This is a genomic window from Stenotrophomonas sp. 220_Sma, from assembly GCF_056487375.1.
Window position 1 is genome coordinate 4109719 of the sequence record NZ_CM151348.1, and the last position, 26561, is coordinate 4136279.

At 67.7% G+C, this 26561-nt stretch carries 24 protein-coding genes; 14 read left to right on the forward strand and 10 right to left on the reverse strand.

The window, feature by feature from the left end:
- Positions 1-16: 16 nt before the first annotated feature.
- The 3 genes from ACZLIB_RS19175 to ACZLIB_RS19185 are packed head-to-tail and all read right to left on the reverse strand — an operon-like array spanning position 17 to position 3142.
- On the reverse strand, positions 17-1072 hold the full coding sequence (locus ACZLIB_RS19175) for an ABC transporter substrate-binding protein (protein ID WP_478468436.1): 1056 nt from the start codon (positions 1070-1072) through the stop codon (positions 17-19).
- Positions 1069-2460: a sensor histidine kinase N-terminal domain-containing protein gene (locus ACZLIB_RS19180; RefSeq protein WP_478468438.1), complete on the reverse strand. Its 1392-nt coding sequence runs from the start codon at positions 2458-2460 to the stop codon at positions 1069-1071. The genes ACZLIB_RS19175 and ACZLIB_RS19180 overlap by 4 nt, the downstream gene beginning before the upstream one ends.
- Positions 2453-3142 carry a response regulator gene (locus tag ACZLIB_RS19185; protein ID WP_005414431.1) on the reverse strand — a complete coding sequence of 230 codons (690 nt, stop codon included), beginning with the start codon at positions 3140-3142 and terminating at the stop codon, positions 2453-2455. The genes ACZLIB_RS19180 and ACZLIB_RS19185 overlap by 8 nt, the downstream gene beginning before the upstream one ends.
- 242 nt (positions 3143-3384) lie before the next feature.
- On the opposite strand from ACZLIB_RS19185, the gene ACZLIB_RS19190 reads away from it, so the two are divergent.
- From ACZLIB_RS19190 to ACZLIB_RS19210, 5 genes are all read left to right on the forward strand, one after another.
- The gene (locus ACZLIB_RS19190; protein ID WP_032130484.1) at positions 3385-4524 is read left to right on the forward strand and encodes an OprO/OprP family phosphate-selective porin; all 1140 of its coding nucleotides are present in this window, start codon (positions 3385-3387) and stop codon (positions 4522-4524) included.
- Between the two features lie 75 nt (positions 4525-4599).
- Complete coding sequence (locus tag ACZLIB_RS19195) at positions 4600-5928, forward strand: CitMHS family transporter (RefSeq protein WP_478469945.1); 1329 nt, start codon at positions 4600-4602, stop codon at positions 5926-5928.
- Positions 5929-5952: 24 nt separating this feature from the next.
- Complete coding sequence (gene phbB, locus ACZLIB_RS19200; RefSeq protein WP_005419193.1) at positions 5953-6693, forward strand: acetoacetyl-CoA reductase; 741 nt, start codon at positions 5953-5955, stop codon at positions 6691-6693.
- 208 nt (positions 6694-6901) lie between these two features.
- Complete coding sequence (locus tag ACZLIB_RS19205; RefSeq protein ID WP_478468440.1) at positions 6902-7426, forward strand: hypothetical protein; 525 nt, start codon at positions 6902-6904, stop codon at positions 7424-7426.
- A gap of 160 nt (positions 7427-7586) precedes the next feature.
- Positions 7587-9884: a TonB-dependent receptor gene (locus ACZLIB_RS19210; protein WP_049400241.1), complete on the forward strand. Its 2298-nt coding sequence runs from the start codon at positions 7587-7589 to the stop codon at positions 9882-9884.
- Positions 9885-10342: 458 nt separating this feature from the next.
- Here ACZLIB_RS19210 and ACZLIB_RS19215 read toward each other — a convergent pair whose 3' ends face one another.
- A complete protein-coding gene (locus ACZLIB_RS19215) occupies positions 10343-11596 on the reverse strand; it encodes a flavohemoglobin expression-modulating QEGLA motif protein (RefSeq protein WP_478468442.1) in 1254 nt (417 codons plus the stop codon).
- A gap of 285 nt (positions 11597-11881) precedes the next feature.
- The gene (rsgA, locus tag ACZLIB_RS19220; RefSeq protein WP_478469946.1) at positions 11882-12991 is read right to left on the reverse strand and encodes a ribosome small subunit-dependent GTPase A; all 1110 of its coding nucleotides are present in this window, start codon (positions 12989-12991) and stop codon (positions 11882-11884) included.
- Positions 12992-13105: 114 nt separating this feature from the next.
- Between rsgA and ACZLIB_RS19225 the strand changes: the two genes are divergently transcribed.
- The 3 genes from ACZLIB_RS19225 to ACZLIB_RS19235 are packed head-to-tail and all read left to right on the forward strand — an operon-like array spanning position 13106 to position 15722.
- Positions 13106-14380, forward strand: coding sequence for a pyridoxal phosphate-dependent aminotransferase (locus ACZLIB_RS19225; protein ID WP_478468444.1), 1275 nt, complete (start codon positions 13106-13108; stop codon positions 14378-14380).
- Positions 14381-14383: 3 nt separating this feature from the next.
- On the forward strand, positions 14384-15001 hold the full coding sequence (locus ACZLIB_RS19230; protein WP_071229632.1) for an SGNH/GDSL hydrolase family protein: 618 nt from the start codon (positions 14384-14386) through the stop codon (positions 14999-15001).
- A gap of 4 nt (positions 15002-15005) precedes the next feature.
- Positions 15006-15722, forward strand: a complete 717-nt coding sequence (locus tag ACZLIB_RS19235) for a class I SAM-dependent methyltransferase (protein ID WP_049400245.1) — start codon at positions 15006-15008, stop codon at positions 15720-15722.
- Between the two features lie 68 nt (positions 15723-15790).
- Here ACZLIB_RS19235 and ACZLIB_RS19240 read toward each other — a convergent pair whose 3' ends face one another.
- A complete protein-coding gene (locus ACZLIB_RS19240) occupies positions 15791-16570 on the reverse strand; it encodes a polysaccharide deacetylase family protein (protein ID WP_478468446.1) in 780 nt (259 codons plus the stop codon).
- A 59-nt stretch (positions 16571-16629) separates the two neighbouring features.
- Here ACZLIB_RS19240 and grxD point away from each other — a divergent pair, with 59 nt between their 5' ends.
- Positions 16630-17556 (forward strand): Grx4 family monothiol glutaredoxin, encoded by a 927-nt coding sequence (gene grxD / locus ACZLIB_RS19245; RefSeq protein ID WP_049421809.1) that lies wholly within the window; start codon positions 16630-16632, stop codon positions 17554-17556.
- Between the two features lie 77 nt (positions 17557-17633).
- Here grxD and ACZLIB_RS19250 read toward each other — a convergent pair whose 3' ends face one another.
- The gene (locus ACZLIB_RS19250) at positions 17634-18173 is read right to left on the reverse strand and encodes a DUF924 family protein (RefSeq protein WP_182266680.1); all 540 of its coding nucleotides are present in this window, start codon (positions 18171-18173) and stop codon (positions 17634-17636) included.
- Between the two features lie 43 nt (positions 18174-18216).
- Positions 18217-18993, reverse strand: coding sequence for an AMP nucleosidase (locus tag ACZLIB_RS19255; protein WP_005414446.1), 777 nt, complete (start codon positions 18991-18993; stop codon positions 18217-18219).
- A gap of 151 nt (positions 18994-19144) precedes the next feature.
- Here ACZLIB_RS19255 and ACZLIB_RS19260 point away from each other — a divergent pair, with 151 nt between their 5' ends.
- The 5 genes from ACZLIB_RS19260 to ACZLIB_RS19280 all read left to right on the forward strand — a co-directional run bounded on the left by ACZLIB_RS19260 (position 19145) and on the right by ACZLIB_RS19280 (position 23922).
- Positions 19145-20554, forward strand: a complete 1410-nt coding sequence (locus ACZLIB_RS19260) for an amidohydrolase (protein ID WP_317218047.1) — start codon at positions 19145-19147, stop codon at positions 20552-20554.
- Entirely contained in the window at positions 20554-21816 is a 1263-nt protein-coding gene (locus ACZLIB_RS19265) for an amidohydrolase family protein (protein WP_478468447.1), read from the forward strand. Before ACZLIB_RS19260 ends, ACZLIB_RS19265 begins: the two co-directional genes overlap by 1 nt.
- A 20-nt stretch (positions 21817-21836) precedes the next feature.
- A complete protein-coding gene (locus ACZLIB_RS19270) occupies positions 21837-22469 on the forward strand; it encodes a DsbA family protein (RefSeq protein ID WP_478468449.1) in 633 nt (210 codons plus the stop codon).
- Between the two features lie 95 nt (positions 22470-22564).
- Entirely contained in the window at positions 22565-23506 is a 942-nt protein-coding gene (locus ACZLIB_RS19275; protein ID WP_032129875.1) for a DegV family protein, read from the forward strand.
- Positions 23507-23583: 77 nt separating this feature from the next.
- Positions 23584-23922, forward strand: coding sequence for a hypothetical protein (locus ACZLIB_RS19280; protein ID WP_032129876.1), 339 nt, complete (start codon positions 23584-23586; stop codon positions 23920-23922).
- A gap of 144 nt (positions 23923-24066) precedes the next feature.
- On the opposite strand, the gene ACZLIB_RS19285 is transcribed toward ACZLIB_RS19280, so the two are convergent.
- Both ACZLIB_RS19285 and ACZLIB_RS19290 read right to left on the reverse strand, forming a co-directional pair.
- Positions 24067-25479: an efflux transporter outer membrane subunit gene (locus ACZLIB_RS19285; protein ID WP_478468450.1), complete on the reverse strand. Its 1413-nt coding sequence runs from the start codon at positions 25477-25479 to the stop codon at positions 24067-24069.
- A complete protein-coding gene (locus ACZLIB_RS19290) occupies positions 25476-26558 on the reverse strand; it encodes an HlyD family secretion protein (RefSeq protein WP_006384446.1) in 1083 nt (360 codons plus the stop codon). The genes ACZLIB_RS19285 and ACZLIB_RS19290 overlap by 4 nt, the downstream gene beginning before the upstream one ends.
- Positions 26559-26561: the final 3 nt, after the last annotated feature.

The following is a 26561-nucleotide window of genomic DNA, read 5'->3' on the forward strand; positions in this document are numbered from 1 at the left end:
CGGGCAGGCCGTCGCCTCAGCGCCCTGCCGGCTCCACGCTGCTGCGCCAGGCATCGAGGAACTGGCGGCGCTTGAGTGCATCCAGGTACACCAGCAGGCCCGGGCCCAGCTGGATCGGGCGACGGCTGCGGCCGGGCGCATCGTCGCCACGTGCGCTGCCGGTGACGATCGGCATCAGCCGTGCCTCGCGTGACAGCACCTGCTGGCCACGCGGCGACAACAGGTAGTCGAGGAAGCGCCGGGCTTCTTCCGGGTGTGGGCCGGTGCGTGGAATCACCGCGGTACGCAGTACCACCAGCGTGTAGTCCTCGGGCTCCACAATCGCCAGCGGAGCACCCGCGTCGATGCGCGCCTGCGCGTAAGAGCCGAGCACGTTGTAGACCAGCGACAGCTGTCCGCTGGCCACCTTGTCCAGCAGCACGCCGGTGCGCTCCTCGCGCACCACGTCGTTGTCGCCCAGCGCGCCCAGCAGCGCACCGGCGATGCTGCCACGCTGCGCATCCTGGGTAGACAACAGGTAGCCGACACTGCTGCGCTCGATGTCATAGGTACCGACCCTGCCGCGCAGCGGTGCTCCCTCCGCGCGCAACCGGTCCAGCAGTTGCCGACGCGTGTGCGGCACCTTCGCAGCCGGCAATGCGCGGGTGTTGTAGACCATCACCACCGGCTCGTAGCTGATGCCGAAGGCCTCGTTGCGCCACTGCGCCCAGGCCGGCAGCGCGGCGGTCTGCGCGGAGCGGTGCGGCAGTGCATGACCATCGTTGACCAGCTTGGTCTGCAGGTCCATGCCACTGGAGATCAGCAGGTCCGGCGATGCCGGTCCGCCGCGGTCGTGCAGGTACCGCGCGTACAGGTCCTGGGTGATGATGTCCTCGTACACCACTTCGGTGCCCGGGTGCAGCCGCTGGTAGTCGGCGATGACCACCGCGAACACTTCGATGTCGGTGGTGCCGTGGATGCGCAGCTGCGCCGTGGTCTTTGCCTGTGCGGGAAAACGGCGCACATCGCCGGGCGCGGCCAGCACCGGCAGGGCCAGCAGCAGGGCAACGGCGGTGGCGAACAGGCGGATCATGAACTGCTCCGGGGCAGGCGGATGGTAGCGATCAAACCACCCTGCGGACGGTTGCTGAGATCGATGCGGCCGCCATGGCTGTCGACCACGCGCTTGACGATGGCCAGGCCCAGCCCGGCGCCGCCGGACGGCGCGCCCTCGCCACGGGCGAAGCGCTCGAACACGCGTTCGGCATCGGCGGCGGCAATGCCAGCACCGTGGTCGGCGATGGTCAGCACGGCCTGCCCGCCTTCCACGGTCAATGCGATCTGCAACGGACCGTCGCCGCCGTACTTGAGTGCATTGTCGACCAGGTTCTTGATCGCCTCGCGCAGCAGCAGCGCATCGCCATGCACCTGTACCGGCTCGGCGGTCATCGCCAGCTGCACGCGCGGCGCCGGGCCGGCCTGCGGCAGCGCTTCATGCAGGGCCTGGTGCACGGTCTCGGCCAGATCCACTGCAGCAAAGCGCTGCAGATGCGAACGATGGATCACGCTGGCATCGCTGAGCAACTGATTCAACAACCGGCTCATGTGGGTGGCGTTGCGCTCGATCGCCTGCAGGCTGCGCCGCATGTCTTCGGGATCGTCGTCATCCAGCGCCAGCTGTGCCTGCGCACGCAATGCCGCCAACGGCGTGCGCATCTGGTGCGCGGCCTCGGCCATGAACGCACGCAAGGTCTCGTTGCTGCTGGACAGGCGTTCCATGAAGCGGTTCAACGCCGCCACCATCTGGTCCATCTCGCGCGGTACACGGGCATCCAGCGGCTTCAGGTCAGAGGGCTCGCGGCGTGACAGCTCGCGTTCCACCCGCACCAATGGCCGGAATGCGCGATGCACGCCAAAGGCCACCAGCGCCAGCAGCAGGCCGGACAGCACACCGATCGCCAGCAGTGCGCGGTTGACCATGTCCTGCGCGACCGCTTCACGCGCACGCCGGGTCTGGCCGACCTGCACCTGTACTTCGCCCTGCGCCGAGGCGGCGGCGAAACTGCGGCCGACCACCACGAAGCGCACGGTCTCGCCACTGTACGCCGCATCAAACAGCTGCGGTTGCGTGCCGGGCCGGCGCGGCGGCGCCGGCAGGTCTCCATAGCCGGTGATCAGGTTGCCACGGCTGTCGGCGACCCGATAGAACACGCGGTCTTCCGGGGCCATCGCCAGCAGGTCCAGCGCCGCATAGGGCAGATCGACCTGCCATTGGCCATCGACCAGGGCCACCGAATCGGCAATGGACAACGCCGAGGACACCAACAGGTGATCGTAGGAACGGTTGGCGGCGCGCTGGCCATAGCCGCGCGCGGCAAACAGCAGGGCCACCGCGAACACCGCCAGCAACGCGCCGAGGTAGACCAGCAGCGTGCGCCGCAGCGAGCCCGGTGCGGCATTCGCGGTACGCGCGTCAGCCATCGGCGTCGGCGCTGCCGTCACTGGCTTCCAGCAGGTAGCCAACGCCGCGCACCGTGGTGATGCGCAGCGGTGCGCCTGCCAGCTTCTTTCTCAGGCGACCCACATACAACTCGATGGCATTCGGGCCGGCTTCGTCGTCGAAGCCGAACAGGCCGTTGCCGATTTCGTCCTTCCCAACCACCTGGCCAATGCGCCCGACCAGGATTTCCAGCAACCGATATTCGCGGTTGGGCAGTTCGATCGGTTCACCGTCGAGGCTGACCCGGTGCGCGGCATTGTCGAACTGGAAGCCACCGATCTGCACCACTTCGCTGGCCTGGCCGCGCGCGCGTCGCAGCAGCACGCGGCAGCGCGCTTCGAACTCGCGGAAATCGAACGGCTTGCCCAGGTAATCGTCGGCGCCGACGTCCAGCGCCTGCACACGGTCTTCGATGCCGTCGCGCGCGGTCAGCATCAGCACCGGTGTGCTGTCGCCGCGCTCGCGCATGCCGGCCAGCACGCGCAGGCCATCGAGCTTGGGCAGGCCGATATCCAGAACCACCAGGTCGAAGCTCTGGTAGCGCAGCACGCTGGCGGCCGCCAGGCCATCGGCCTGCCAGTCCACGGCGTGCCCACTGCGGCGCATGCGGCGGATGATCGCATCGGCCAGATCCGGGTTGTCTTCGACCAGCAGCAGGCGCATGGGCACGGGGGTGGGAGGGGAAACGAATGCTACCGCATGCCGCCGCCGCGCTTGCCGGGCGTGGCCCAGTGAGCGCAGTGGCCGGTTTTACGCTGCACCGCACAATCCGTTGACAGGACGATGACAGCTACGGCAACCCAGACTGCGGCCGCGCACCGTCCGGTGCCCACGATTGCCGCGCGCCTGGCGCGCACCTGGGAGGGTTTGTGGAATTCACGTTTGCCTGGCGGCGCCCTGCCGCCATGATGGCGCTGGCTGCCCTGTCGGCGCCGGCCTTTGCCGCCGAAGACGATCGTCCGGTCACGGCCTCGCTCGGAGGCCGCCTGCACCTGGACTTCGCCACCTTCGACAACGACAACCGCGGTACGCCGAACAAGGATGACACCGAGATCCGCCGTGCCTGGGTCGATGTGTCCGGCAAGTTCTTCGTGGTCGACTACAAGCTGGAAGCCGATTTCTCCGGCGACCGCGTCGAGGCCAAGGACGTGTACCTGGCACGCAGCTTCGGCAAGGCCGGCAAGCTCACCGTGGGCCAGTTCAAGCAGTACTTCTCGCTGGATGACCGCACCAGCTCCAACTACGGCAGCTTCCTGGAGCGCGGCAACGCCGGCACCACGCTGGCGCCGCTGTATCGCCTGGGCGCATCGTGGCAGGCCAACCCCGGCGACTTCACCTGGGCGGCCAGCATCTACAGTCTGGAAAGCATCGACGCCTGGCAGGTGAAGGGCCGCGCCGCCGGTGGCCGCGTCACCTGGGCGCCCTCGCCCAGCGATGGCGACGTGCTGCACCTGGGCCTGTCGCTGGCCCGTGAGGCCTACGACAACCCGGGCGCCAACGGCGTCCCGGGCCTGAAGATCCGCCCGCGCCCGGCCGGCCACCTGTCCGACGAGAGCCGCCTGACCCTGGTCGACTTCTCCGCTGGCCGCGATACCGACGTCAACAAGTGGTCGCTGGAATACGCGCAGGTGCGCGGCCCGCTGTCGTGGCAGGGCGAGTTCAGTGGTGCCACCTTCGATGACGGCGCGCAGCGCGGTGACGTGATGGCCGCCTACGGCATGCTCAGCTGGTTCGTCACCGGCGAAAGCCGCGCCTACGACCGCAAGACCGGCCGCTTCGCGCGGGTGAAGGACATCCGCCACAAGGCCGGTGCCTTCGAAGTGGCACTGCGCTACGACCAGATGTGGGGCGCACAGCACCTCGACGGTGCAGCCGACCTGCGCCGCGGCAGCACCGAAGCGTGGACGCTGGGTGGCAACTGGTACCTGCGCGACAACCTGCGCTTCATGCTCAACGTGATCGAAAGCCGCAACCGCGACCGCCTCGCCGGGATCACGGTGGACCGCACGCGTGCGGTCACCGGCCGCCTGCAGTACGACTTCTAGACCTGATGTTCCGGGCATGCCGCCCGGGCCCCTTCCACTCCCCCACGTCCTGTTTTCGCAAGGAGTCCGCAGATGATGCTGAGCATCCTCGGCTTTGGCATGGTCATTACGTTCATGTACTTGATCATGAGCAAACGCCTGTCGCCGCTCGTCGCCCTGATCACCATCCCCATCCTGTTCGCGCTGATCGGCGGCTTCGGCGCCAACATCGACGAGATGATGCTGGAGGGCATCAAGAAGATCGCGCCGACCGGCGTGATGCTGATGTTCGCCATCCTCTACTTCGGGGTGATGATCGACGCCGGCCTGTTCGATCCGCTGGTGCGGGTGATCCTGCGCTTCGTGAAGGGCGATCCGATGAAGATCGTGCTCGGCACCGCGGTGCTGGCGATGCTGATCTCGCTGGACGGTGATGGCTCGACCACCTACATGATCACCGTCTCGGCGATGCTGCCGTTGTACCAGCGGCTGGGCATGAACGCGCTGAACATGACCTGCGTGACCATCCTCGCCGGCGGCGTGATGAACCTGACCCCGTGGGGCGGCCCGACCGCCCGCGCGGCCACCGCGCTGCACGTGGACCCCGCCGATGTGTTCGTGCCGCTGATCCCGTCGATGGTGATCGCCTGTGCTGGCGTGCTGCTGCTGGCCTGGTACCTGGGCCTGAAGGAACGCCGTCGCCTCGGCGTGGTGACCCTGCCCAAGGGCGACAGCTGGATGGACAACAGCGTGTCCGACGACAGCAACCCGCTGCCGACCGTGGAAGACGCCGAGGACATCAAGCGTCCGAAGCTGCTGTGGGTCAACCTGGCCCTGACCGTGGCGCTGATGACGGCGCTGATCATCGGCGTGCTGCCGATGCCGGTGCTGTTCATGGTCGGCTTCGCCATCGCCCTGGTGATCAACTACCCGAACCTGGCCGAGCAGCGCCGCCGCGTGGTCAACCACGCCGGCAACGTGCTGTCGGTGGTGTCGCTGATCTTCGCCGCAGGCATCTTCACCGGCATCCTCAACAACACCGGCATGGTCGAAGCGATGTCGCACAGCTTCCTGGCGGTGATCCCGGAATCGTGGGGCCCGTACCTGGCGGTGATCACCGCAGTAGCGTCGATGCCGTTCACCTTCTTCATGTCCAACGACGCGTTCTACTTCGGCGTGCTGCCGATCCTGTCCGAAGCCGCCGGCAACTACGGCATCACCCCGGTGGAAATGGCGCGCGCCTCGCTGGCCGGTCAGCCGGTGCACCTGCTCAGCCCGCTGGTGCCGTCCACCTACCTGCTGGTTGGCCTGGCCAAGGTCGAGTTCGCCGATCACCAGAAGTTCACCCTGAAGTGGGCCATCGCCATCTCGATGCTGCTGATGGTCGGCAGCCTGCTGTTCGGCCTGTACCCGCTCGCGGCCTGACCCCTTACCAAGGAGCCTTCTGCAATGACGCTTCGAATCGCTTACGTCACCAGCGGCATGGGCAGTGTCGGTACTGCCATCTGCCAGAGCCTGGCCCGCAGCGGCCACACCGTGGTTGCCGGTTGCGCGCCGAACTCACCGCGCAAGGCCAACTGGCTGCGCGAGCAGCGCGAACAGGGCTTCGACTTCATCGCCTCCGAAGGCAACGCGACCGACTGGGCCTCGACCAGCGCGGCGTTTGCCAAGGTCCGCGCCGAAGTCGGTGAAGTGGACGTGCTGGTCAACAACTCCGGTGGCAGCCGCGACCTGCTGTTCCGGCAGATGACGGTGGAGGACTGGAACGCGGTGATCGCCTCCAACCTCAATGCGCTGTTCAACCTCACCAAGCAGGTGGTCGATGGCATGGCCACGCGTGGCTGGGGCCGCATCATCAACATTGGTTCGGTCAGCGCCCACAAGGGCCAGATCGGCCAGGTGAACTACGCCACCGCCAAGGCCGCGATGCATGGTTTCAGCCGTGCGCTGGCCGCCGAAGTGGCCTCACGCGGGGTCACCGTCAACACGCTGTCGCCGGGCTACATCGCCAGCCAGGCGATCAGCAGCTTCCCGCCGGACGTGCTGGACCGGCTGGCCGCCTCGGTGCCGGTGCGACGCCTGGGCCGTCCGGAAGAAGTGGCCGGCCTGTGCGCATGGCTGGCCTCGGATGAAGCCTCGTACGTGACCGGCGCCGATTATCCGGTCAACGGTGGCCTGTACATGGGGTAAAGCCCTCGTCCACGCAGTACGTGGACCGCCTCCCCCACGGAGTGCGCGGGGCCGGTGAACCTTCGCTTGCGAGGGGGATCCGGCCCCTTTTTGTTTCTGCATTTCTGAGACGCACTTCCCGATGCATCGGCAGAACCGGTGCTATACCTGCCACCGCTTGCCGCGCCCAATGGACGAACGGCTGACATCGCGGATCAAGGAGGTTGGCATGCGTGCAATGCTGATTGCGCTTCTTGCGGTCGCCACCACGCCACTGGCGGCCACCCCACCCGCTGCCACTGCAGAAGAGGCGGACGCAACCTGGCGGCTCGTGGAGCGCTGGTCCTTCCAACTGGCACGCTCTGACCTTGTCGCGCAGCTGTCACCACTGGCTCCGGCCGGCTCGCGTTCGGAAGCAGGAAGGGGCCGGGGCGACAGCGCCACCATCGATCTGGCGCCATTCGTGGTCGCCGGAAGGATCAAGGGGCCTTCTGGCCAGATCCACACCGACGCGTCGGGGCGAATCATCAAAGGCATTACGCTGTCGCTGGGCGGCGCCTGCATCTCGCGAAAGCAGATGGGTCGTCGCTACCCCGACTTCAACGTCCTTTCCGTCCCGTCAGGGCATAGTCTGGACGAGTCGACGGTGTTCGGCACGGTACTGAACGGCATCCAGATCGGGTTCTCATTCTCCGAACATGATCGTGACTGCATGGACCAGCTCAAATTCAGCTGGCCCGGTGAGCGCTTCTGATTCTCTCCGGCATACCACCATGACGAACAGGTTGCAGGACGCACACGACTGCCCTGCACCGTTCGTTGGTTTTCCGTAAAGAAGGTTTCATGTTCCGTTCGCATAGTGGCCATGCACCGCGCACCCGTGCCGGTGACCACCCCCAATGCAACGGACCACCATGCAGACCCGACACCTGACGATCGCCGTGGCGATCGCGCTTTCCGCCGCCGCCAGCGCCCATGCTGCCACCGCCGCCGATACCGGCGCCAGCACCGATGCCGCGCTGAGCGCGCAGACGCTGGATACCGTCTCCGTGATCGGCCAGGGCGAGACCCGCCAGGTGCAGCGCATCACCGCCGTCGACAAGCAGGTGCTGCCGCCGGGCACCAGCGGCCAGAAGATCCTCGATCGCCTGCCGGGCGTGTCGGTGCAGTCCAACGACGCCTTCGGTGCCAACGAGGAATCGCAGACCATCAGCCTGCGTGGCTTCGACAAGAGCCGCCTGGGCTACACGCTGGACGGCATCCCGCTGGGCGACAACAGCTACGGCAACTACAACGGCCTGAGCATCGCCCGCGCGATCATCGCCGAGAACCTGGCCGGTGCCGAGCTGTCGCAGGGCATCGGTTCGCTGGGCGTGGCCTCGACCAGCAACCTGGGCGGCACCATCCAGTACTTCTCGATGGACCCGTCCACCGAATTCGGCGGCCGCGCCAGCGTCACCGTTGGCGACAACAGCCAGCGCCGTGGCTACCTGCGCGTGGATACCGGCGACATCAACGGCTTCTCGGCCTACGTGTCCGGCGTGCACCAGGACCAGGACATGTGGGCTGCGCCGTACCAGAACCAGACCACCCGCCAGTTCAACGCCAAGGCGGTGTGGAACGTGGGCGACCATCGTTTCGGTGCGTTCGTGGCCACCTCGCGCGCCAGCCAGGCCAACTACGCCTACCTGTCCAAGGACATGCTGGCCCGCGGCCTGGGCTATGACTGGAACATCTACGCACCGGACTGGGATCGAGCCGTGGCTGCTGCGTACTGCGCGCCGGGCACTCTGGACCGCAGCAAGTGCAGGTTCAGCGGTGGCGTCACCAGCATCGACGATGCGTACTACCAGAGCCGCGCACTGCGTGACGACAACCTGTACTCGGTGGATGCCGACCTGCGCCTGGGCGAGCAGGGTCGCCTGAAGCTGCTGGCCTATCACCACGACAACCGTGGCCAGGGCCACTGGTGGGCACCGGGCCAGCCGTCCTACCCGGGTACCGACAAGATGCTGCCGATTTCGATCCGCAGCACCAACTACACGATCAACCGCGATGGCCTGACCGCCGCGCTGTCGTGGACGGTGGGCATCCACGAACTGGAAGCCGGCCTGTGGTACGAGCAGAACGACCATAACGTTTCGCGCAACTTCTACTACATCAGCGGCCCGTTCCTGGACGACCTGTACCTGAAGAACCCGGACCGCCTGCTGTTCAACCAGGACTTCGACATCCGCACGCGCCAGTTCTACGTGCAGGACCGCATGCGCTTCCTGGACCAGCGCCTGACCGTGGACGTGGGCATCAAGAGCCCGAACACCCGCATGCGCGCCACCGCCAACCCCGGCGTGGAAACCAGCATCGCCTCGGGCACGCTGACCGCCAAGGAATCGGTGCTGCCGCAGGTGGGCCTGGGCTTCAAGCTCAACGCCAACAACGAGCTGTTCGCCTCCTACGCCGAGAACATCGCCGCCTTCGTCGGTGGTGGCAGCGGCGGCCCGCTGCAGGTGTCGCCGGAATCGTTCGCGGCCAGTGCCGGGCTGGAGCCGGAGAAGTCCAAGAGCCTGGAAGCCGGCTTCCGTACCTTCGGTGAGAAGTACCAGGCGTCGATCGCGGGCTACAACGTGAAGTTCGACAACCGCCTGCTGTCGCTGAACCCGTGCTCGAGCATCGAAGTCGGCACGCGTCCGGAGTGCGTGACGCGCTTCATCAACGTCGGTTCGGTGAAGAGCTACGGCGCGGAACTGACCTTCATCCTCAAGCCGATCGACGGCCTGCAGTGGTACAACGCGCTGTCCTGGAACAAGACCACCTACGAGGACGACTACCTGTCCGGCGGCGCGGTGGTGCCGGTGGCCGGCAAGATCACCGTGGATACGCCGCAGCGCATGGCCTCCAGTGAAATCAGCTGGAACCGCGATGGTTTCTTCGCCAGCCTGCGTGCCAAGTACACCGGCAAGCGCTACTACACCTACACCAACGACCAGTCGGTGCCGGGCGTGACCACCTTCGACGCCGGTGCGGGCTACGATTTCGGCCCGGGCCTGGGCCTGCGCAATGTGCGGGTGTCGTTGAACGCGACCAACCTGACCAACAAGCGCTACGCCGGCCAGCTGAGTTCGTTCGCACCGACCGATCCGGAGGGCAAGCGCTATGCGATCCATGCGAGCGCGCCGCGGCAGTTGTTCATGACGGTGGCGGCGGAGTTCTAAATCGAAAGCGGGCGCTGCGGCGCGTTGATTGTTCCTGCATAGCGTGGGTAGGCAGGCCCATGCAGGACACGCCGTAAACCCATCCATGGGGGCTCGATCGGCGCATCCATGCGCCTCACGGTCCTGCATGGGCCTGCCTACCCACGCTGGACAGTTCCCCGCGCCGGCGCGGAGGCAATTGAAAGCAAGAGCAAAAGCAAAAGCAAAAGCAAAAGCAAAGAGCCGGGCACTACCCGGCTCTTTGCTTTTCAAGCGCAATCCCTTCGGCGCGGTGATGTGCTGCCGCCCGCGCGGGAAACTGTCTGGCGGCGGTGGGGCACCCTGGCCAGGACCGTGAGGCGCATGGATGCGCCGATCGAGCCCCCATGGATGGGTTTACGGCGTGTCCTGGCCAGGGTGCCCCACCGCCGCCCAGCGATATCAATCGAGGCGCCAGCGCATCATCCCGCCAACGCATTTCATTCCGGCGCCAGCTGGTCCATCCGTATCCGGTTGGCGAACAGCGAGAACGCCAGCATCCCGGCCAGGCCATTCGCCCGGCTCATCCAGTGCGGCAGCCAGCGCGGCGGCTTCAACACCCTCGCCTCGAACAACGGCGCGAACGCGATCGCGTCGGTCAGGCTCATCTTGCCGGCAAACAACCAGCGGCAGACCTGCAACCGGTCCTCGGCCAGCATGTGGCGGAAGAACGTGTGCACCGACACCAGGCCGCGCAGGTACACCGTGTCCTTGGTGAAGGCCAGGCCGCCACTCGGCGGTACCCCACGGAACACGCGCTGCGCCGAAGCGAAACTCTCTTCCGCGTTCTGCCCGGCATCGCAGAAATAGCGGAACACTTCGATGAAATCAGCACCTTCGCGGGCCATCGCAATCGCTTCGGTACGCAGGCTGATGCGCTTGAGGCGCTCGATGTCGATGCTGCCGGTGATCTGCTCGGCGAAGGTGGCCAGCCCTTCCTGGGTTGCCGTCACCCGCGGCGAGGACAGTGCCAGGCTGGGCAGCACCGGCTGCTCGCGGCCGTTCAGGGCGGTCAGCGAATGCACCAGCGCTTCATGGTGGAACAGCTGCGCGCGGTCGTAGGCGCTGAAGCGTGCACTGGTGCGCAGGCGGATGCGGGTCGGGCCGGCGGCGGCCTTGGACACCAGCTCCGGGTCGAGCTGTACCTGGATGATGCGCGATTCGAAGAACGCGTCCAGATCGTTCTGCAGCTGCAGTTGCAGCGCGATGGCCGAGACCGGCACCTGTTCTTCCGGTGCCAGCAGTTCGTGCTCCAGCTCGGCGGCGATCTGGATGAAGTGGCGCGCCGCTTCGCGCGTGCTCGGGCCATTGCCCGGCAACGGCTGCTCGGGGGCGCCGAACAGCTGCACCGAACAGGTATCGACTGCAGCAGTGCCCAGCCCTTCCAGCAGCTGTGCGGCCAGGTCCCAGCTCTGCGCCGACTGCCGCACGTAGTGGCCCAGCGGGTGGCTGTCGTCGCAGTCGGCGGCGATCGCGGCCAGCGCGCGGCGTTCTTCGCTGAAGTCCAGCTTCGGGTAATCCACCTTCGGCAGTACCGGCTGGCCACGCGCCACGCTGTCCAGGAACGGTGCCTGCACCGTGGCTGGCCAGCTGGTCAGGCCCAGCAGGCGGATGCCTCCCACGGCCTCGACCAGGCGCGCATCGAGCGCTGCATGGTGGGCCACGTCACGGTCCAGCGTCGCAGTCGGTTCCATGCGCGGACTATAGCGCTCTGCCCGCACGTTGGTAGGTGCAATGGATCGGGTAGCTGCCAACCTTGGTTGGCATCCGCCGAAGGCGGACTTCGGATACATCCGTGCCAACCAAGGTTGGCACCTACCAGGAGCGGGCAGAGGCGGGCTTCGGATACATCCGTGCCAACCAAGGTTGGCACCTACCAGGAGCGGGCAGTTGGCACCCACCCGAAGCAGGCAGACGCAGGTTCATTGCAGGGGGCAGAGCCCATTGCGGTGCAATGGGATCCGACCCCGCGATACCGATCAACGCCTGCGCGGCTTGCCGGCCGGGCGGAACTGCTGGCCCTTGCCCTTCTTGCCGCCGCGTTCCTGCGCGGTTTCGGCCTGGCGGACCGCCAGCTTGGCGGCAGCGGCGGCCACTTCTTCCTTCAGCTTGAAGTAGTTCAGCAGCCGGCTCTCTTCAATCTCGCCAGCCTCGATCGCTGCACGCACGGCACAGCCCGGCTCCTGCTGGTGCTTGCAGTCGTTGAAACGGCACTGTGCGGCCAGCGCTTCGATGTCCGCGAACCCACCCTCGGACAGGGTCTCTTCGCCGGTCGGCTTCAGCTCGCGCATGCCGGGGGTGTCGATCAGGCAGGCGCCGGTCGGCAGCGGCATCAGCGCGCGGTGCGTGGTGGTGTGGCGTCCACGCGAATCGTTGGCGCGCACTGCGTTGGTCTTCATCCGCTGCTCGCCGAGCAGGGTGTTGGTCAGCGTGGACTTGCCGGCACCGGAGGAACCGACCAGCACCACCGTGCGGCCCGGGCCCAGCCACGGCTGCAGCACCGCCACGCTGTCGGCATCCAGGCCGTTGATCGCATGCAGCGCGATGCCCTGCATCTCCAGCTCTTCCAGCACCGCCAGCGCATCCTCGCTGTACTCGGTCTGGTCGGCCTTGGTCAGTACCACTACCGGTTCTGCACCGCCACCACCGACCAGCAGCAGGTAGCGTTCGATGCGGCGCGGATTGAAGTCGGCATCCAGGCCACAGACGATGAACACCGTATCGATGTTGGCGGCGATCACCTGCTGGTGGTAATGCTCGCCGGCCGCACCGCGCTTGATCGCGGTACGCCGCGGCAGCAGGGCGACGATGCGGATGCCATCGAGCAGCACCCAGTCACCCACCGCTGGCCGTTCATGGCTGGGGAAGCGCGGGCGCTGCCATTCCGGCAGCGACTCGGCCTTGATCGACGCATCCGGGCCATCGGCCACCACATAGTGGGTGCGGTGCTGTTCGATCACCCGCGCCGGGCGGGCCTGCGGGTGAGCGGCCATGGCGGCCTGCCAGTCGGCCTGCTGCGCCGGGCCCGGCCAGGGCCAGCCGATGGTCTGCAGGGCGATGAAATCGGGGGTCTGGGTCATCACTGCCATTCTACCTGTGCCGGCGCCCTGCCAGCCCAGCAATGACGGGCCCGGAGCCCTTGCCATGCATTGCAGCAATTCCGGTAGGATGGAAGCCCCATGCCTTTTGACGGCCCAGCTCCCATGTCCACCAACTCGCCCAAGCCCCTGGCCATCCGCGAGCGCCTTTCCGAAGTGCGCTACGAAATCCGCGGAGAACTGGCGCGGCGAGCCCGGGAGCTGGAGGCGCAGGGCCGCAAGCTGATCAAGCTCAACATCGGCAATCCCGGCGCCTTCGGTTTCCGCGCGCCGGAGCACCTTCAGCGTGCGATCGCCGACGACATGGGCCGCACCGACCCCTACACGCACCAGCAGGGCCTGCCGGTCGCGCGTGAAGCCATCGCCAGCTACTACGCCCGCCGTGGCGCGCCCGATGCGCACCCGGACCGCGTCTTCCTCGGCAATGGCGTCAGCGAACTGATCGACCTGTCGCTGCGTGCGCTGCTCAATCCCGGCGACGAAGTGCTGGTGCCCTCGCCCGACTACCCGCTGTGGTCGGCCTCGACCATCCTCAACGATGGCCGCCCGGTGTACTACCGCTGCGCACCGGAGAACGGCTTCCAGCCGGACCCGAGCGAGATCGAGACGCTGGTGTCCTCGCGCACCCGCGCCATCGTGCTGATCAACCCGAACAACCCCAGCGGCGCCAGCTACCCACGCGAACTGCTGGAGCGCGTGGTGGAGATCGCGCGCCGCCACAACCTGCTGTTGCTGGTTGATGAGATCTACGACCAGATCCTGTACGACGACGCGGTGTTCCAGCCGGTCGCGCCGCTGGCCGGTGATCATCCGTGCCTGACCTTCAGCGGCCTGAGCAAGGTGCACCGCGCCTGCGGCTGGCGCGTGGGCTGGGCCCACCTCAGCGGCGACGATGCCCGCCTGGGTGACTTCCGCGCAGCGCTGGACCTGCTCGGTGCGCTGCGCCTGTGCGCCAACGTGCCGGGCCAGTACGCCATCGAGGCCGCAGTGAACGGCCCGGACACCATTTCCGGGCTGTGCACGCCGGGCGGCCGCCTGTACGAAACCCGCCGTGCGGTGATCGAAGCCTGCGAAGCCAGCGAACACCTGTCGCTGGTCGCGCCGGCCGGTGCGCTGTACGCGTTCCCGGCCGTGGTCGGCGCTGCGGCAAAGGGCTTCGACGACCACAACTTCGCGCTGGACCTGATGAACAACGAGGGCGTGCTGGTGGTGCCGGGCTCGAGCTTCAACGTGCCCTACCGCCACCATTTCCGCGTGACCCTGATGCCGGAAGCCTCGGTGATGCGCGATGTATTCGCGCGCATTGACCGTGCCCTGGCCCGCCGTGCCGAGGACGCGACCAAGGTCGTGCCACTGAAGCCGCGCCGTTCGGTGGCCTGACCTGTGACCCTGTCCTACCTGGCGCTGGGCGATTCGTACACCATCGGTGAAGCGGTTGCAGTCGAAGGCCGCTGGCCGCACCAGCTGGCTGCCGCGCTGCGTGCACAGGGCACTGAGCTGTCCGATCCGCAGACCATTGCGACCACCGGCTGGACCACCGACGAACTCGATGCGGGCATCGATGCGGCCGCGCCGCAGGGGCCGTTCGATTTCGTCAGCCTGCTGATCGGCGTCAACAACCAGTACCGCGGGCGTCCGCTGGACGAATACCGCAGCCAGTTCCAGGCGCTGCTGCAGCGGGCGATCGGCTTCGCTGGCGGTGACGCCGGCCGCGTGCTGGTGCTGTCCTTCCCCGATTGGGGTGCGACCCCGTTCGGCGCCGGCAGTGGCCGCGACCTGGCCGCCATCGAGATCGAGACCGACGAGTTCAACGCGGCTGCCGAGGTGATCAGCACCCAGCAGGGCGTGGCCTTCGTCGACATCACCGATATCAGCCGCGCGCAGGGCGAAGACCCGACGATGATTGCCGAGGACGGCCTGCATCCTTCAGCGCGGATGTATGCGCTGTGGAGCGCGCGCGCTCTGCCGGTGGCCGCGCATCTGCTTGGCGGCACGGACTGAGGCGATGGACGGCACGCCACGGAACGGCCCGCCCCTGCCCTGCACGCCCCTGACCGCCCCGCAGGCCCGCTTGATCGCAGAAGCATTCCGGCCAGCGCAGGCCTGGGGCAGCCGCCGCGACTACTACTACACCCGCGGCAAGCTCGGCAGCGATCCGCTGTACGACGGCGTGCTGCAGCATCTGCCTGACGATGGGCAGCCTGTGCTGGACCTGGGCTGCGGGCTGGGCCTGTTCGCCCATGTGCTGCGCCAGCGCGGCGGTACCCAGCATTACCTGGGCGTGGACGTGGATGCCGGCAAGATCACCCGCGCGCAACGTGCTGCCGCCGACCTGCAGGACGTGCGCTTCGACTGCGTGGATGTGCAGGCGCCGCTGCCGGCGCAGGCCGGGCACGTCCTGCTGCTGGACGTGCTTCAGTATCTGGACGCGGGCCCACAGCAGGCCCTGCTGCGCGCGGCCAGCGCGCAGGTGGCCCACGGCGGCTGCCTGCTGCTGCGTACACCGCTGGCCACCGGCGATGGCCGCGACCGCACCACACGGGTGGCCGACCGGCTGGCCTGGCTGATCGGCTGGATGGGCACACGACCGCGCCACTATCCCGATCCGCAGGTGCTGCAGGCGACATTGATCGAGGCCGGATTGCAGGTGACGTCGCCCCGGCCGCTGCACGGGCGTACCCCGTTCAACAGCTGGCTGCTGGTGGCGCACCGCATCCGGTAGCGCCGGGCCATGCCCGGCGGATTCCATCCATGCCACCGCGCTCGCCGGGCGTGGCCCGGCGCTACCGGTTATCCGGCCGGCAGCTGCGCCTTCAGCCCGCGCTCGTCCAGCGCCTGCAGCACGCGCTCGATGATCACCAGGTTGTGCCCATGGGCGGCACCTTCGTGCAGCAGCACGATCGCGCCCGGGCGCAGGTCCGGCAGCAGCCGTGCCAGCACGCCGTCCGGCGTGCAGCCGACGCCGTCGTAGCCGCGCGCGCTCCAGCCCACCCGGACCAGCCCCAACCGCTGCAGCACCGGCGCCACGAACGGATTGGTCATGCCCACCACCGAGCGGTACCAGCGCACCGGCTGGCCGCTTACCGCCTGCAGGGCATGCTGGCAGCCCTCGATCTCGGCGCGCATCGCCGCCGGGCCCAGCCGCCAGAAGCGCGCCTGCGGGTGGCTGTGGCTGTGATTGCCCAGGTCGTGGCCACGGCGCAGGATCTCGGCGACCAGTTCCGGCTGCGCCAGCGCACGTTCGCCCACCAGGAAGAAGGTGGCGCGCGCCTGGTGGCGGTCCAGCAGGTCGAGCACGGCGCGGGTTTCCGGGCCAGGACCGTCATCGATCGTCAGCCATACCGTGTTGCCGGCCTCCGGCAGCCGGCTCAGCACCGGCGCATAGAAGCGGCTGTTGGGCAGGAACACCGGCACCATGAACAATGCGTGGCTGGCCACCATCAGTGGCAGCCCCCAGTGCCAGCCGGCCAGGGCCCAGACCAGGATCACGGCCAGCTGCGACGCCACCAGCCAGGGCAGCCAGCGCCAGGGGCGGGCCGGGATGCGATGCAATGTTCCTGCGTTGCTCATCCCCCATGATGCCATGGGGGTTAGAATTGATGATTCGAATTCCCGGAAACCCGACGTCCATGTCCCTCGATCCCGCCCTGCGTTCGCGCATCGAATCCATCCTCAACGCCAACCGCGTCGTGCTGTTCATGAAGGGCCAGCCGTCGATGCCGCAGTGTGGTTTCTCGGCCAAGGCCGTGGGCGCCCTGCAGGACCTCGGCGTCGAGTTCGCCCACGTCAACGTGCTGGCCGACCAGGAAATCCGTGAGGGTATCAAGGCCTACGGCGACTGGCCGACCATCCCGCAGCTGTACATCGACGGCGAACTGGTCGGCGGCAGCGACATCGTGCTGCAGATGGCCGCCAGCGGCGAGCTGAGCAGCGTGCTGGGCCTGGCTGCGCCGGACCGTACCCCGCCGAGCATCACCGTCACCCCGGCAGCCGTGGAAATGCTCAAGGGCGCGCTGGCCGATGCCCCGGGCGCGGCCCTGCAGCTGTCCATCGACGCCGGTTTCCAGCCGAACTTCCAGCTGGCCCCGCACGACGAAGGCGCGATTGCCGCCGAGTCCAACGGCCTGCGCGTGCAGTTCGACCTGGCCAGCGCCCGTCGCGCCAACGGCATCACCATCGACTGGGTGGACGACATCCGCGGCAAGGGCCTGGCCATCGACAACCCGAACGCGCCGAAGCCGGTACAGGAAATCAGCGTGCGCGATGCCGACGACCTGGTGCGCGCCGGCAACATCACCCTGGTGGACGTGCGCCCGGCCGACGAGCGCGCCATCGCAGCCGTCGGCGTACCGTTCAAGAGCTTCGACGGCAACGGCCGCGCCGCGCTGGAAGCCCTGCCGAAGGACACCGCACTGGCCTTCATGTGCCACCACGGTGGCCGCAGCGCGCAGGCCGCCGAGCAGTTCCGCGCCCTCGGCTTCACCAAGGTGTTCAACGTCACCGGCGGCATCAACGCCTGGTCGGAAGACGTGGACAACGGCGTGCCGAAGTACTGATCGGCACTGAAAAAGGGGACGGAGGGGATTAAGTCGTTTGTGCCTCAAACGACTTAATCCCCTCCGTCCCCTTTTTCTTAGCCGGCGAACCCGCCTTCGGCCAGGTAATCCAGTTCTTCCGGCGTGGGGATGCGGCCCAGCACGGCGTTGCGATGCGGGAAGCGCCCGAAACGGCGGATGATGTCGCGGTGCAGTTCGGCGTACTGCAGGTATTCCTTGTCACCCAGCACGTCGAACATCGCCACCGAGCGGTCCTGGTCCAGCGGATCCTCGGAGTGCTCGAACGGCAGGTAGATGAAGGCGCGCAGCTTCGGCACCAGCTGCAGGTCCAGGCCCTCCTCGATGGCACGCATGGCGTAATGCCGGGCCAGGCCATCGGTGGCGTAGGAATGGGCAGAGCCCCGGAAGCAGTTGCGCGGGAACTGGTCCAGCAGCAGCATCAGGGCCAGCGCCCCTTCGGCACTGCCCAGCCAATGCTCGCGCCCGCGCGAAGCGGCGGCGAAATGCTCATCCAGAAACAACTGGCGGAACTGCGCGTCGAACGCGTCGTCGCGGGCGAACCACTTCGCAGGGCCCGCCTCCTTCCAGAATTCCACCACTTGCGCGGCAACGTCCATTACCTACTCCCAGGCCCGGACGCCCCGCGCCCGGCCTTCATCATCATTCGTCGAAGCGCAGGTGGCGGACCGACTTGCCGTTGCGCCGGATAAGCTTAAGCGCCTCGATGCCGATCTGGATATGGTTTTCCACGAACTGGGAGCTGACCTTGGCATCGGAGGCCTCGGTCTTGACCCCGTCCGGGATCATCGGCTGGTCCGAAACCAGCAGCAGCGCGCCGCTGGGGATGTGGTTGGCGAAGCCGGCGGCGAACACCGTGGCCGTTTCCATGTCGATGGCCATGCAGCGCATTGCCCGCAGCCGCTCCTTGAAGGCCTCGTCGTGCTCCCAGACCCGGCGGTTGGTGGTGTAGACGGTGCCGGTCCAGTAATCGTGGCCGAGGTCGCGGATCATGGTCGAAACCGCACGCTGAAGCGCGAAGGCCGGCAGCGCCGGTACTTCCGGCGGCAGGTAGTCGCCCGAGGTACCCTCGCCACGGATCGCCGCGATCGGCAGCACCAGGTCGCCCAGCTGGTTCTTGCGCTTGAGACCACCGCACTTGCCCAGGAACAGCACCGCCTTGGGCATCACCGCCGACAGCAGGTCCATGATGATCGCGGCATTGGGACTGCCCATGCCGAAGTTGATCATGGTGATGCCATCGATGGTGGCACTGGCCATCGGCCGGTCCAGGCCGATGACCGGCGCGCCGGTCAGCTCGGAAAACGTATGCAGGTAGCCGCCGAAGTTGGTCAGCAGAATGTGCTGGCCGAACTGGTCCAGCGGTACGCCGGTATAGCGCGGCAGCCAGTTGTCGACGATTTCCTGCTTGCTCTTCATGGGCAGTCCGGTACGGCGGGGGACCGGGTATTTTCAGCCACCCGGCCGGTGCCGTCGAGCCACCGCCGGCAGGCCTGTGAAGAAGGTCACTTGGCAAGCCCGCTGCCTCCGGGCTAGCGTCGACGGTTGGACCAGCTGCAAGGGGAACTGCATGGCATCGACGTTGTTGCGCGCCGGGGTAGCCCTGGCACTGCTTTCATTGAGCACGGCTCCGGCGGTGGGCGCCTCGCGCTTCGTCGCCGATCCCTACCCCAGCACCTACCAGGCGCATCCCGATGCGCCGGTGCTGATCCAGAACGCCACCGTGCTGACCGGCACCGGCCAGCGCCTGGACAATGCCGACGTGCTGCTGCGCGAGGGCCGCATCGTCGCCGTTGGCCGCCAGCTGCAGGCCGATGCCGGTGTCACCCGCATCGATGCGCAGGGCAAGTGGGTCACCCCTGGCCTGATCGACGTGCACTCGCACCTGGGCGTGTACCCCAGCCCCGGCGTCGGCGCGCACAGCGACGGCAACGAGATGACCGCGCCGGTCACCGCCAACGTCTGGGCCGAGCACTCGGTGTGGCCGCAGGACCCGGGCTTCGCCACCGCACTGGCCGGCGGCGTGACCAGCATGCAGGTGCTGCCGGGCTCGGCCAATCTGGTGGGTGGCCGCGGCGTGACCCTCAAGAACGTACCCGCGGTGACCTACCAGGCGATGAAGTTCCCCGGTGCACCCTGGGGCCTGAAGATGGCCTGCGGCGAGAACCCCAAGCGGGTCTATGGCGAAGGCAAGGGCGTGACCCCAGCCACGCGCATGGGCAACGTGGCCGGCTACCGCGCCGCCTTCATCGATGCCGCCGACTACATCGCCAAGAACAAGCCGAAGCCGGCCAAGCGCAAGGGTTGGTTCGGCAGCGACAAGGGCGACAGCGCCGGTGATGCCGGCGGCAAGCGCGATCTCAAGCTGGACACGCTGGCCGGTGCGATCGAAGGCGACATCCGCGTGCACATCCACTGCTACCGCGCCGACGAGATGGCCACCATGCTCGATCTGGCCAAGGAATTCGGCTTCAAGGTAGCCGCCTTCCACCACGGCGTGGAGGCCTACAAGCTGGCCGACCGGCTGGCCGCCGACGGCGTCTGCGGTGCGCTGTGGGCCGACTGGTGGGGCTTCAAGATGGAAGCCTTCGACGGTATCCCGGAGAACATCGCGCTGGTCGACCGGCCGAAGAACAGCTGCGCCATCGTCCACTCCGACTCACCCGAAGGCATCCAGCGCCTGAACCAGGAAGCGGCCAAGGTGATGGCGTCCGCGCGCCGCGCGCGCATGCCGGAGATCACGCCCGAACATGCCATCACCTGGATGACCGCCAACGCCGCCAAGGCACTGGGCATTGAAGGCCAGACCGGCACCCTGGAGGTCGGCAAGATGGCCGATGTGGTGGTCTGGAACGGCAATCCCTTCAGCTCGTACGCGCTGGCCGAGCAGGTCTTCATTGATGGCCGCAGGTTGTACGACCGCAGTGCACCGGCAGCGACGCCGCGTTCCGATTTCCAGCTTGGCCAGGAGGTGCGCTGATGGGCGTGTTGAACAAGCGTCGCCGGGCATGGCACGGCGCTACCCTGGTGGCGTTGCTGTTGCTGGCAACCACGGCATCGGCGCAGGACCTGCTGGTGCGCAACGCAACGGTGCACACCGCCAGCGCACGTGGCAGCCTGCAGAACGCGGACGTGCTGGTGCAGGGCGGCATCATCCGTGCGGTGGGCAACGGCCTGTCGGCGCCGGCCGGCGCCAGCGTGGTCGAGGCCAATGGCCGTCCCCTGACACCGGCACTGTTCGGTGGCATCACCGAGACTGGCATCGAAGAAGTTTCCGGTGAATCGAGCACGGTGGACAGTTCTCTGAAGCTCGGTGAGCAGCCACTGCGGCCGGAATTCGACGTCACCCTCGCCTACAACCCGGCCTCAGTGCTGATTCCGGTCACGCGGCTGGAAGGCATCGGCTTCACTGCGCTGGGCGCTGCCACCGGCGGTGGTTTCGTGGCCGGCCAGGGCGGCGTGATGCGGCTGGACGGCAGCGCCGACCCGATCGGCCCGCGTGCCCTGTTCCTGCGCATCGGCGCGGCCGCCTCCGAACTGACCGGGCATTCGCGCGCCGCGCAATGGATGCTGTTGCAGCAGATGATCGACGAAGCACGCGGACAGGTGGCTGCGGACTCGCCGCACGCGCTGCTGACCCCGGCCGGACGCCGCACACTCAGTCGCTACCTGGCCGGCCAGGGCCGCATCGTGGTGGAGGTGGATCGCGCCTCCGATATCCGCCAGCTGCTGCGCTGGGCCACCCGCGAAAAGGTGAAGATCGCCATCGCCGGTGCCAGCGAAGCCTGGCAGGTAGCCCCAGAGCTGGCCGCTGCGCACGTACCGGTGTTCGTCGACGTGCTGGCCAACCTGCCGGCCAGCTTCGACCAGATCGGCGCCACCCTGGAAAACGCCGCGCGCCTGCAGCGTGCCGGCGTGCCGGTGTCGTTCGTGCAGCGCGGCGACGCCACCCACAACGCGCGCAAGATGCGCCAGCTGGCCGGCAACGCGGTGGCCAACGGCCTGCCGTGGGCCGATGGCCTGGCCGGGCTGACCCGGGTGCCTGCACAGGCGTTCGGGGTGGCCGACCAGATCGGCAGCATCGAGCCCGGCAAGCGCGCCGACCTAGTGCTGTGGGAGGGCGATCCGCTGGACGTGGCGCACTATGCCGAGCAGGTCTGGCTGGGCGGCCGTGCGATGCCGATGCGCTCGCGCCAGACCGAACTGCGTGACCGCTACCTGCAGCGCAACGCGCAGCCCTGACCGCACACGAGGACACACCGATGGCGACACTGCGCTGGTACTTCGACCTCATCTCGCCCTACTCCTACCTGCACTGGCAGAAGCTGAAGCAGCTGCCGCAGTTCGCGCAGATCCAGACCGTGCCGATTGCCTTCGGTGCGGTGCTGCATCACCTGGGCAACCTCGGGCCGGCCGAGATTCCGGCCAAGCGCCGCTTCATCTACCGCCAGCTGTTGTGGACCGCGCAGGCCGAGGGCACACCGCTGCGATTCCCGCCCGGCCATCCGTTCAACCCGCTGCCCGCCCTGCGCCTGTGCCTGGCCGCCGGTGCCAGCGTGCAGGCGGTGGACGTCCTGTTCGACTGGATCTGGCGCGACGGCAACGCGGCCGACAACCCTGACGCCCTGCGCGAACCGGCCGCACAGCTGGGTATTGACGATGTCGCCAGCGCCATCGCCGACCCGGCGGTGAAGGAGCAGCTACGCCGTAACACCGAGGCCGCAATTGGCGCCGGGGTGTTCGGTGTGCCGACCCTGGCTATCGATGAGGAGCTGTTCTGGGGCAACGACGCGCACCCGCTGATGGCGGCGGTGCTGGCCGATCCGGGCCTGCTGCGGCAGCCCGAATGGCAGCGCCTGGCCACCCTGCCGGTGGCGGTGCAGCGCAGTCGCTGAACAGGGCGTGGCGCGTTTCCCTCGCGCGCCCGGCTGGGATTTGAGATAGATTTCACGTTTCCGAACCTACAACCGCCCTGGAGGGGGAGCCGCGGATGCGCATCGGAATCGTCGTCGACTCGGCCTGCGACCTGCCGCCGGACTTCATCGCCACCCACAACATCGTGCTGCTGCCGATCACCGTACGCATCGGCGAAGCGGTGCTGGCCGATCATCGCGATGAACAGGCCACACTGAGCTTCCTGCACGCGCACGTGGCCGAACACGGTGCTGAAGCGGAAACCATCCCCTTCAGCGTCAACCAGATCCGCGACCTGTTCCTGCAGCAGCTGGTGATCGATTACGACCACGTGTTCTGCATGACCATCACCAAGACCCGCAGCCCGATCCATGACAACGCGCTGCAGGCCAGCTTCGCCATCCTCAACGACTACAAGCCGGTGCGGCAGGCAGCGGGTTACAACTCGCCGTTCGCGCTGCGCGTGCTCGACACCCAGAACCTGTTCGCCGCGCAGGCGGTGACCGCAGTGGAAGCGGTGCGCCTGCGCGACAGCAACGCCAGCGTGCAGCAGATCCGCGAGCGGCTGGAGGAGCTGGCCAGCAACGTGCACGGCTACATGGTCACCCGCGACCTGTACTACATGCGCGCGCGTGCGCGGCACAAGGGTGACCGCAGTGTCGGCCTGCTCAGCGCCGCACTGGGCAGTGCGCTGGACATCAAGCCGGTGCTGCACGGTTACCGCGGCGAGACCGGACCGGTGGCCAAGATCAAGGGCTTCGACAACGCCGTGCAGAAGTTGTTCGCGGTAGTTGGCCAGCGCGTACGCGCCGGGCTGATGACACCGACGGTGTGCGTCAGCTACGGCGGTGAGCTGGAAGAGCTGCGCACCTTGCCCGGCTATGCACAGCTGAAAGAGGTCTGCGCCACCCATGGCGTGACCGTGTACGAATCGGTGATGAGCCTGACCGGCATGGTCAACGTCGGCAAGGGCGCGGTCACCGTGGGCTTCGCCGATGGGCCGCATCGGTTCGAGTGAGGCCCCGACGCGGCGCGGATCTGCACATCGATTCCACCGCGGTTGTGCCAGTCTTCCCGCACTTCAAGGAGAACTCCATGCCTGCGCAGTACCACATCAGCCTGCCCGACCCGTCCAAGGCCCGCGGCAATGACCCTGACCTGTCCTTCCATTCGCAGGGCGCCGCCGGTTTCGCCGAAGAGCTGCAGGATGCGCTGCGCAATGGCAGCCTGTTCGAGCGCTGGAAGGCCAAGCAGCCTGACCCGGACGCGGTGGAACCGCAGTGGGGCGTGACCGATCCGGATGCCACCGTGACCGGCGAGCAGAAGGACCTGCGCATCAACCTGGTGGCCACCACCCGCATCGACAGTGACGTGTTCAAGCAGCGCCTGCGCCTGCTGGCCGGCCACCATTGGGAACTGCGCGACGTACGTTAAGGCCCCGCTCTGGTAGATGCCAACCTTGGTTGGCGCTTCCTAAAAGAGCTGCCAACCAAGGTTGGCAACTACCGGGGCACACGGTAGTGCCGGCCGCTGGCCGGCAACCGCAACATCCATGGAGGTGCCGGCCAGCGGCCGGCACTACCAGCCGCCGCCCAGCGCGCGGTAAAGCTCCACCCGCGCGATCGCGGCCGTGGCCTGGCTGTTGGCCAGCGCGGCCTGGTTGTCCAGCGCGATGCGCTGGGTGGTCAGCACATCCAGCATGTCGACCACGCCAGCCTGGTACTGCCGGCGCGCCGCGCCCAGTGCGCTCTCGCTCTCGTCCACCGCCACATGCAGCTGCACCGTGCGCTGCTGCTCGGCGGCATAGCCATCGATGGCGTCGTCCACTTCATGCCAGGCCCGCAGCACGGTACGGCGGAACTGCAGCGCCGACTGTTGCTGCTGCAGCCTGCTCAGCGCGAGGTTGGCCTTCAGCCGCCCGCCCTGGAAGATCGGTACGCTGATGGACGGCCCGATGCTGAAGCGGTGCGCGTTCCACCCATCCAGATCATCCAGCTGCTTGGCCTGGAACCCAGCGTCGCCATTCAAGGTGATGCGCGGCAGGAAACTGGCCTTGGCCACGCCGATGCCGGCGGTTGCCGCATGCAGTGCCGCTTCGGCACGACGGATGTCCGGGCGACGCTCGGCCAGTTCGCTGGGCACCCCCACCGCTACGGCCGGCAGCGCCGGCCAGTCGCGGCGTGCATCCTGCAGCTGCGCGTCCAGCGCCTGCGGCGGCTGCGCCAGCAGGAACGCCAGCGCATTGCGCAGCTGCGATTCACGATGCCGCAGCGGCGCGATGCGGGCCTGCAGCGATGCCACCTGCGCGGACGCGCTGGACACCTGCAGCGTGCTGGCCACGCCCTGTTGCTGGCGTGCCTCGGTCAGGCGCTTCATGTCGAGGGCAATGCTGAGGTTGTCCTCGGTGATCGCCAGCAGCTGCCGCGTCGCGCGCAGCTGCAGGTAATCACGCGCGGTTTCCGCCAGCAGCGCGATGCGCACCGCGTGTGCATCCTCCTCGGCGATCTGCACGCGTGCGTCGGCCGCTTCCACCTGGCGGCGCACACGCCCCCACAGGTCCAGTTCCCAGCTCAGGCCGATGCCGGCCTGGAACAGCCCGTAGTCATCACGGCCGCCGTTGCCGGACGGATCATTCAGGCCCACCTCGCTGTTGCGTGCACGCACGCCACTGGCGCTCGCGCTGACGCTGGGCAGGCGATCGGCGGCGGTGATGCCACGCGCGGCGCGGCTCTGCTGCACGCGGTTGGCGGCCAGCTGCAGGTCCAGGTTGGCCGCGAGCACCTGGCCGGCAAGCTGCCCCAGCAGTGGATCGTCGAAGCCGGCCCACCAGGCCGCGTCCTGGTCGATGGCGTTGCCGGCGACCGCCTCACCCTGCCAGTGGCTGGGCAGTTCCGCCTGCGGGCGTACGAAGTCCGGACCCATCGTGCAGGCAGCCAGGGCCGTGCACAGGCTGGCCGCAACGAAGGTGCGGAACACGGTGACTGCGCTCATGCACCCTCCCCGCTCTTGTGGCCCGGACTGTGCTGCACGCTCTGCGCGCGCGCGCGGCTGCCCAGGTCAACACTGGCTTCCACCGACATGCCAGCACGCAGCTGGTCCAGCAGCGGCTGGCCCGGTTCCAGCACGATCTTCACCGGAATGCGCTGCACCACCTTGGTGAAGTTGCCGGTGGCGTTTTCCGGTGCGACGGCGGCGAAGGTGACGCCGGTAGCCGGTGCGATGCTGTCGATGTGCCCGCGCAGCGGCTTGCCCGGGAACACGTCCACCTTCAGTTCGACCTGTTGGCCGGCCTGCATGCGGGTCATCTGCGTTTCCTGGAAGTTGGCGACCACGAAGGCGCGCTTCAGCGGTACCACCGCAGCCACCGGCGTACCCGGGGTCAGGTACGCGCCCACGCGTACCGCACGGCGGCCGACCATGCCGTCGATCGGCGCGCGCAGCACGGTGTGCGACAGGTCCAGTTCGGCACGCGCCTGCGCCGCTTCTGCACGCTGTACCGCCGCCTGCGCGGCCTGCACGCCAGCGCTGAGGATGTCGGTGCGCTGGCGTGCGGTCGACAGCGCGGCCTGGCCCTGCTGCAGATGCGCACTGGCCACGGCCTGCTTCGACTGCGCCTGCTGTGCGTTCTGCACGGTGCCGGCGCCATCACGGGCCAGTTCGCGGTAACGCTGCTGGTCGGCGCTGGCCAGGGTCAGTTCGGAACGGCTGACATCGACGCTGGCCCTGGCCTGTTCGATCAGCGAGTCCTGCTGGGCCAGTGCGGCCTGCGCGTTGGCCAGCTGTGCACGGGCGTTGGCGAGGTCGGCACGGGCCGCCTGCAGGGCCACCTGGTAGTCGCGGTCGTCGATGCGGGCAAGCACGTCGCCCGCCTTCACCGACTGGTTGTCCTCTACTTCCACGGCACTGACAAAGCCGGGAATCTTCGGCGCAACCAGCGTGTAGTCGGCAACGACATAGGCATTGTTGGTGGTCTGGTGACCGCCGTCGCGCAGCAGCAGCCAGGCACCGATGGCCAGGGCCAGCACGCCCAGGCCCAGGCCGGTATTGAGAGTGGTTCGATTGATCGTCATGAG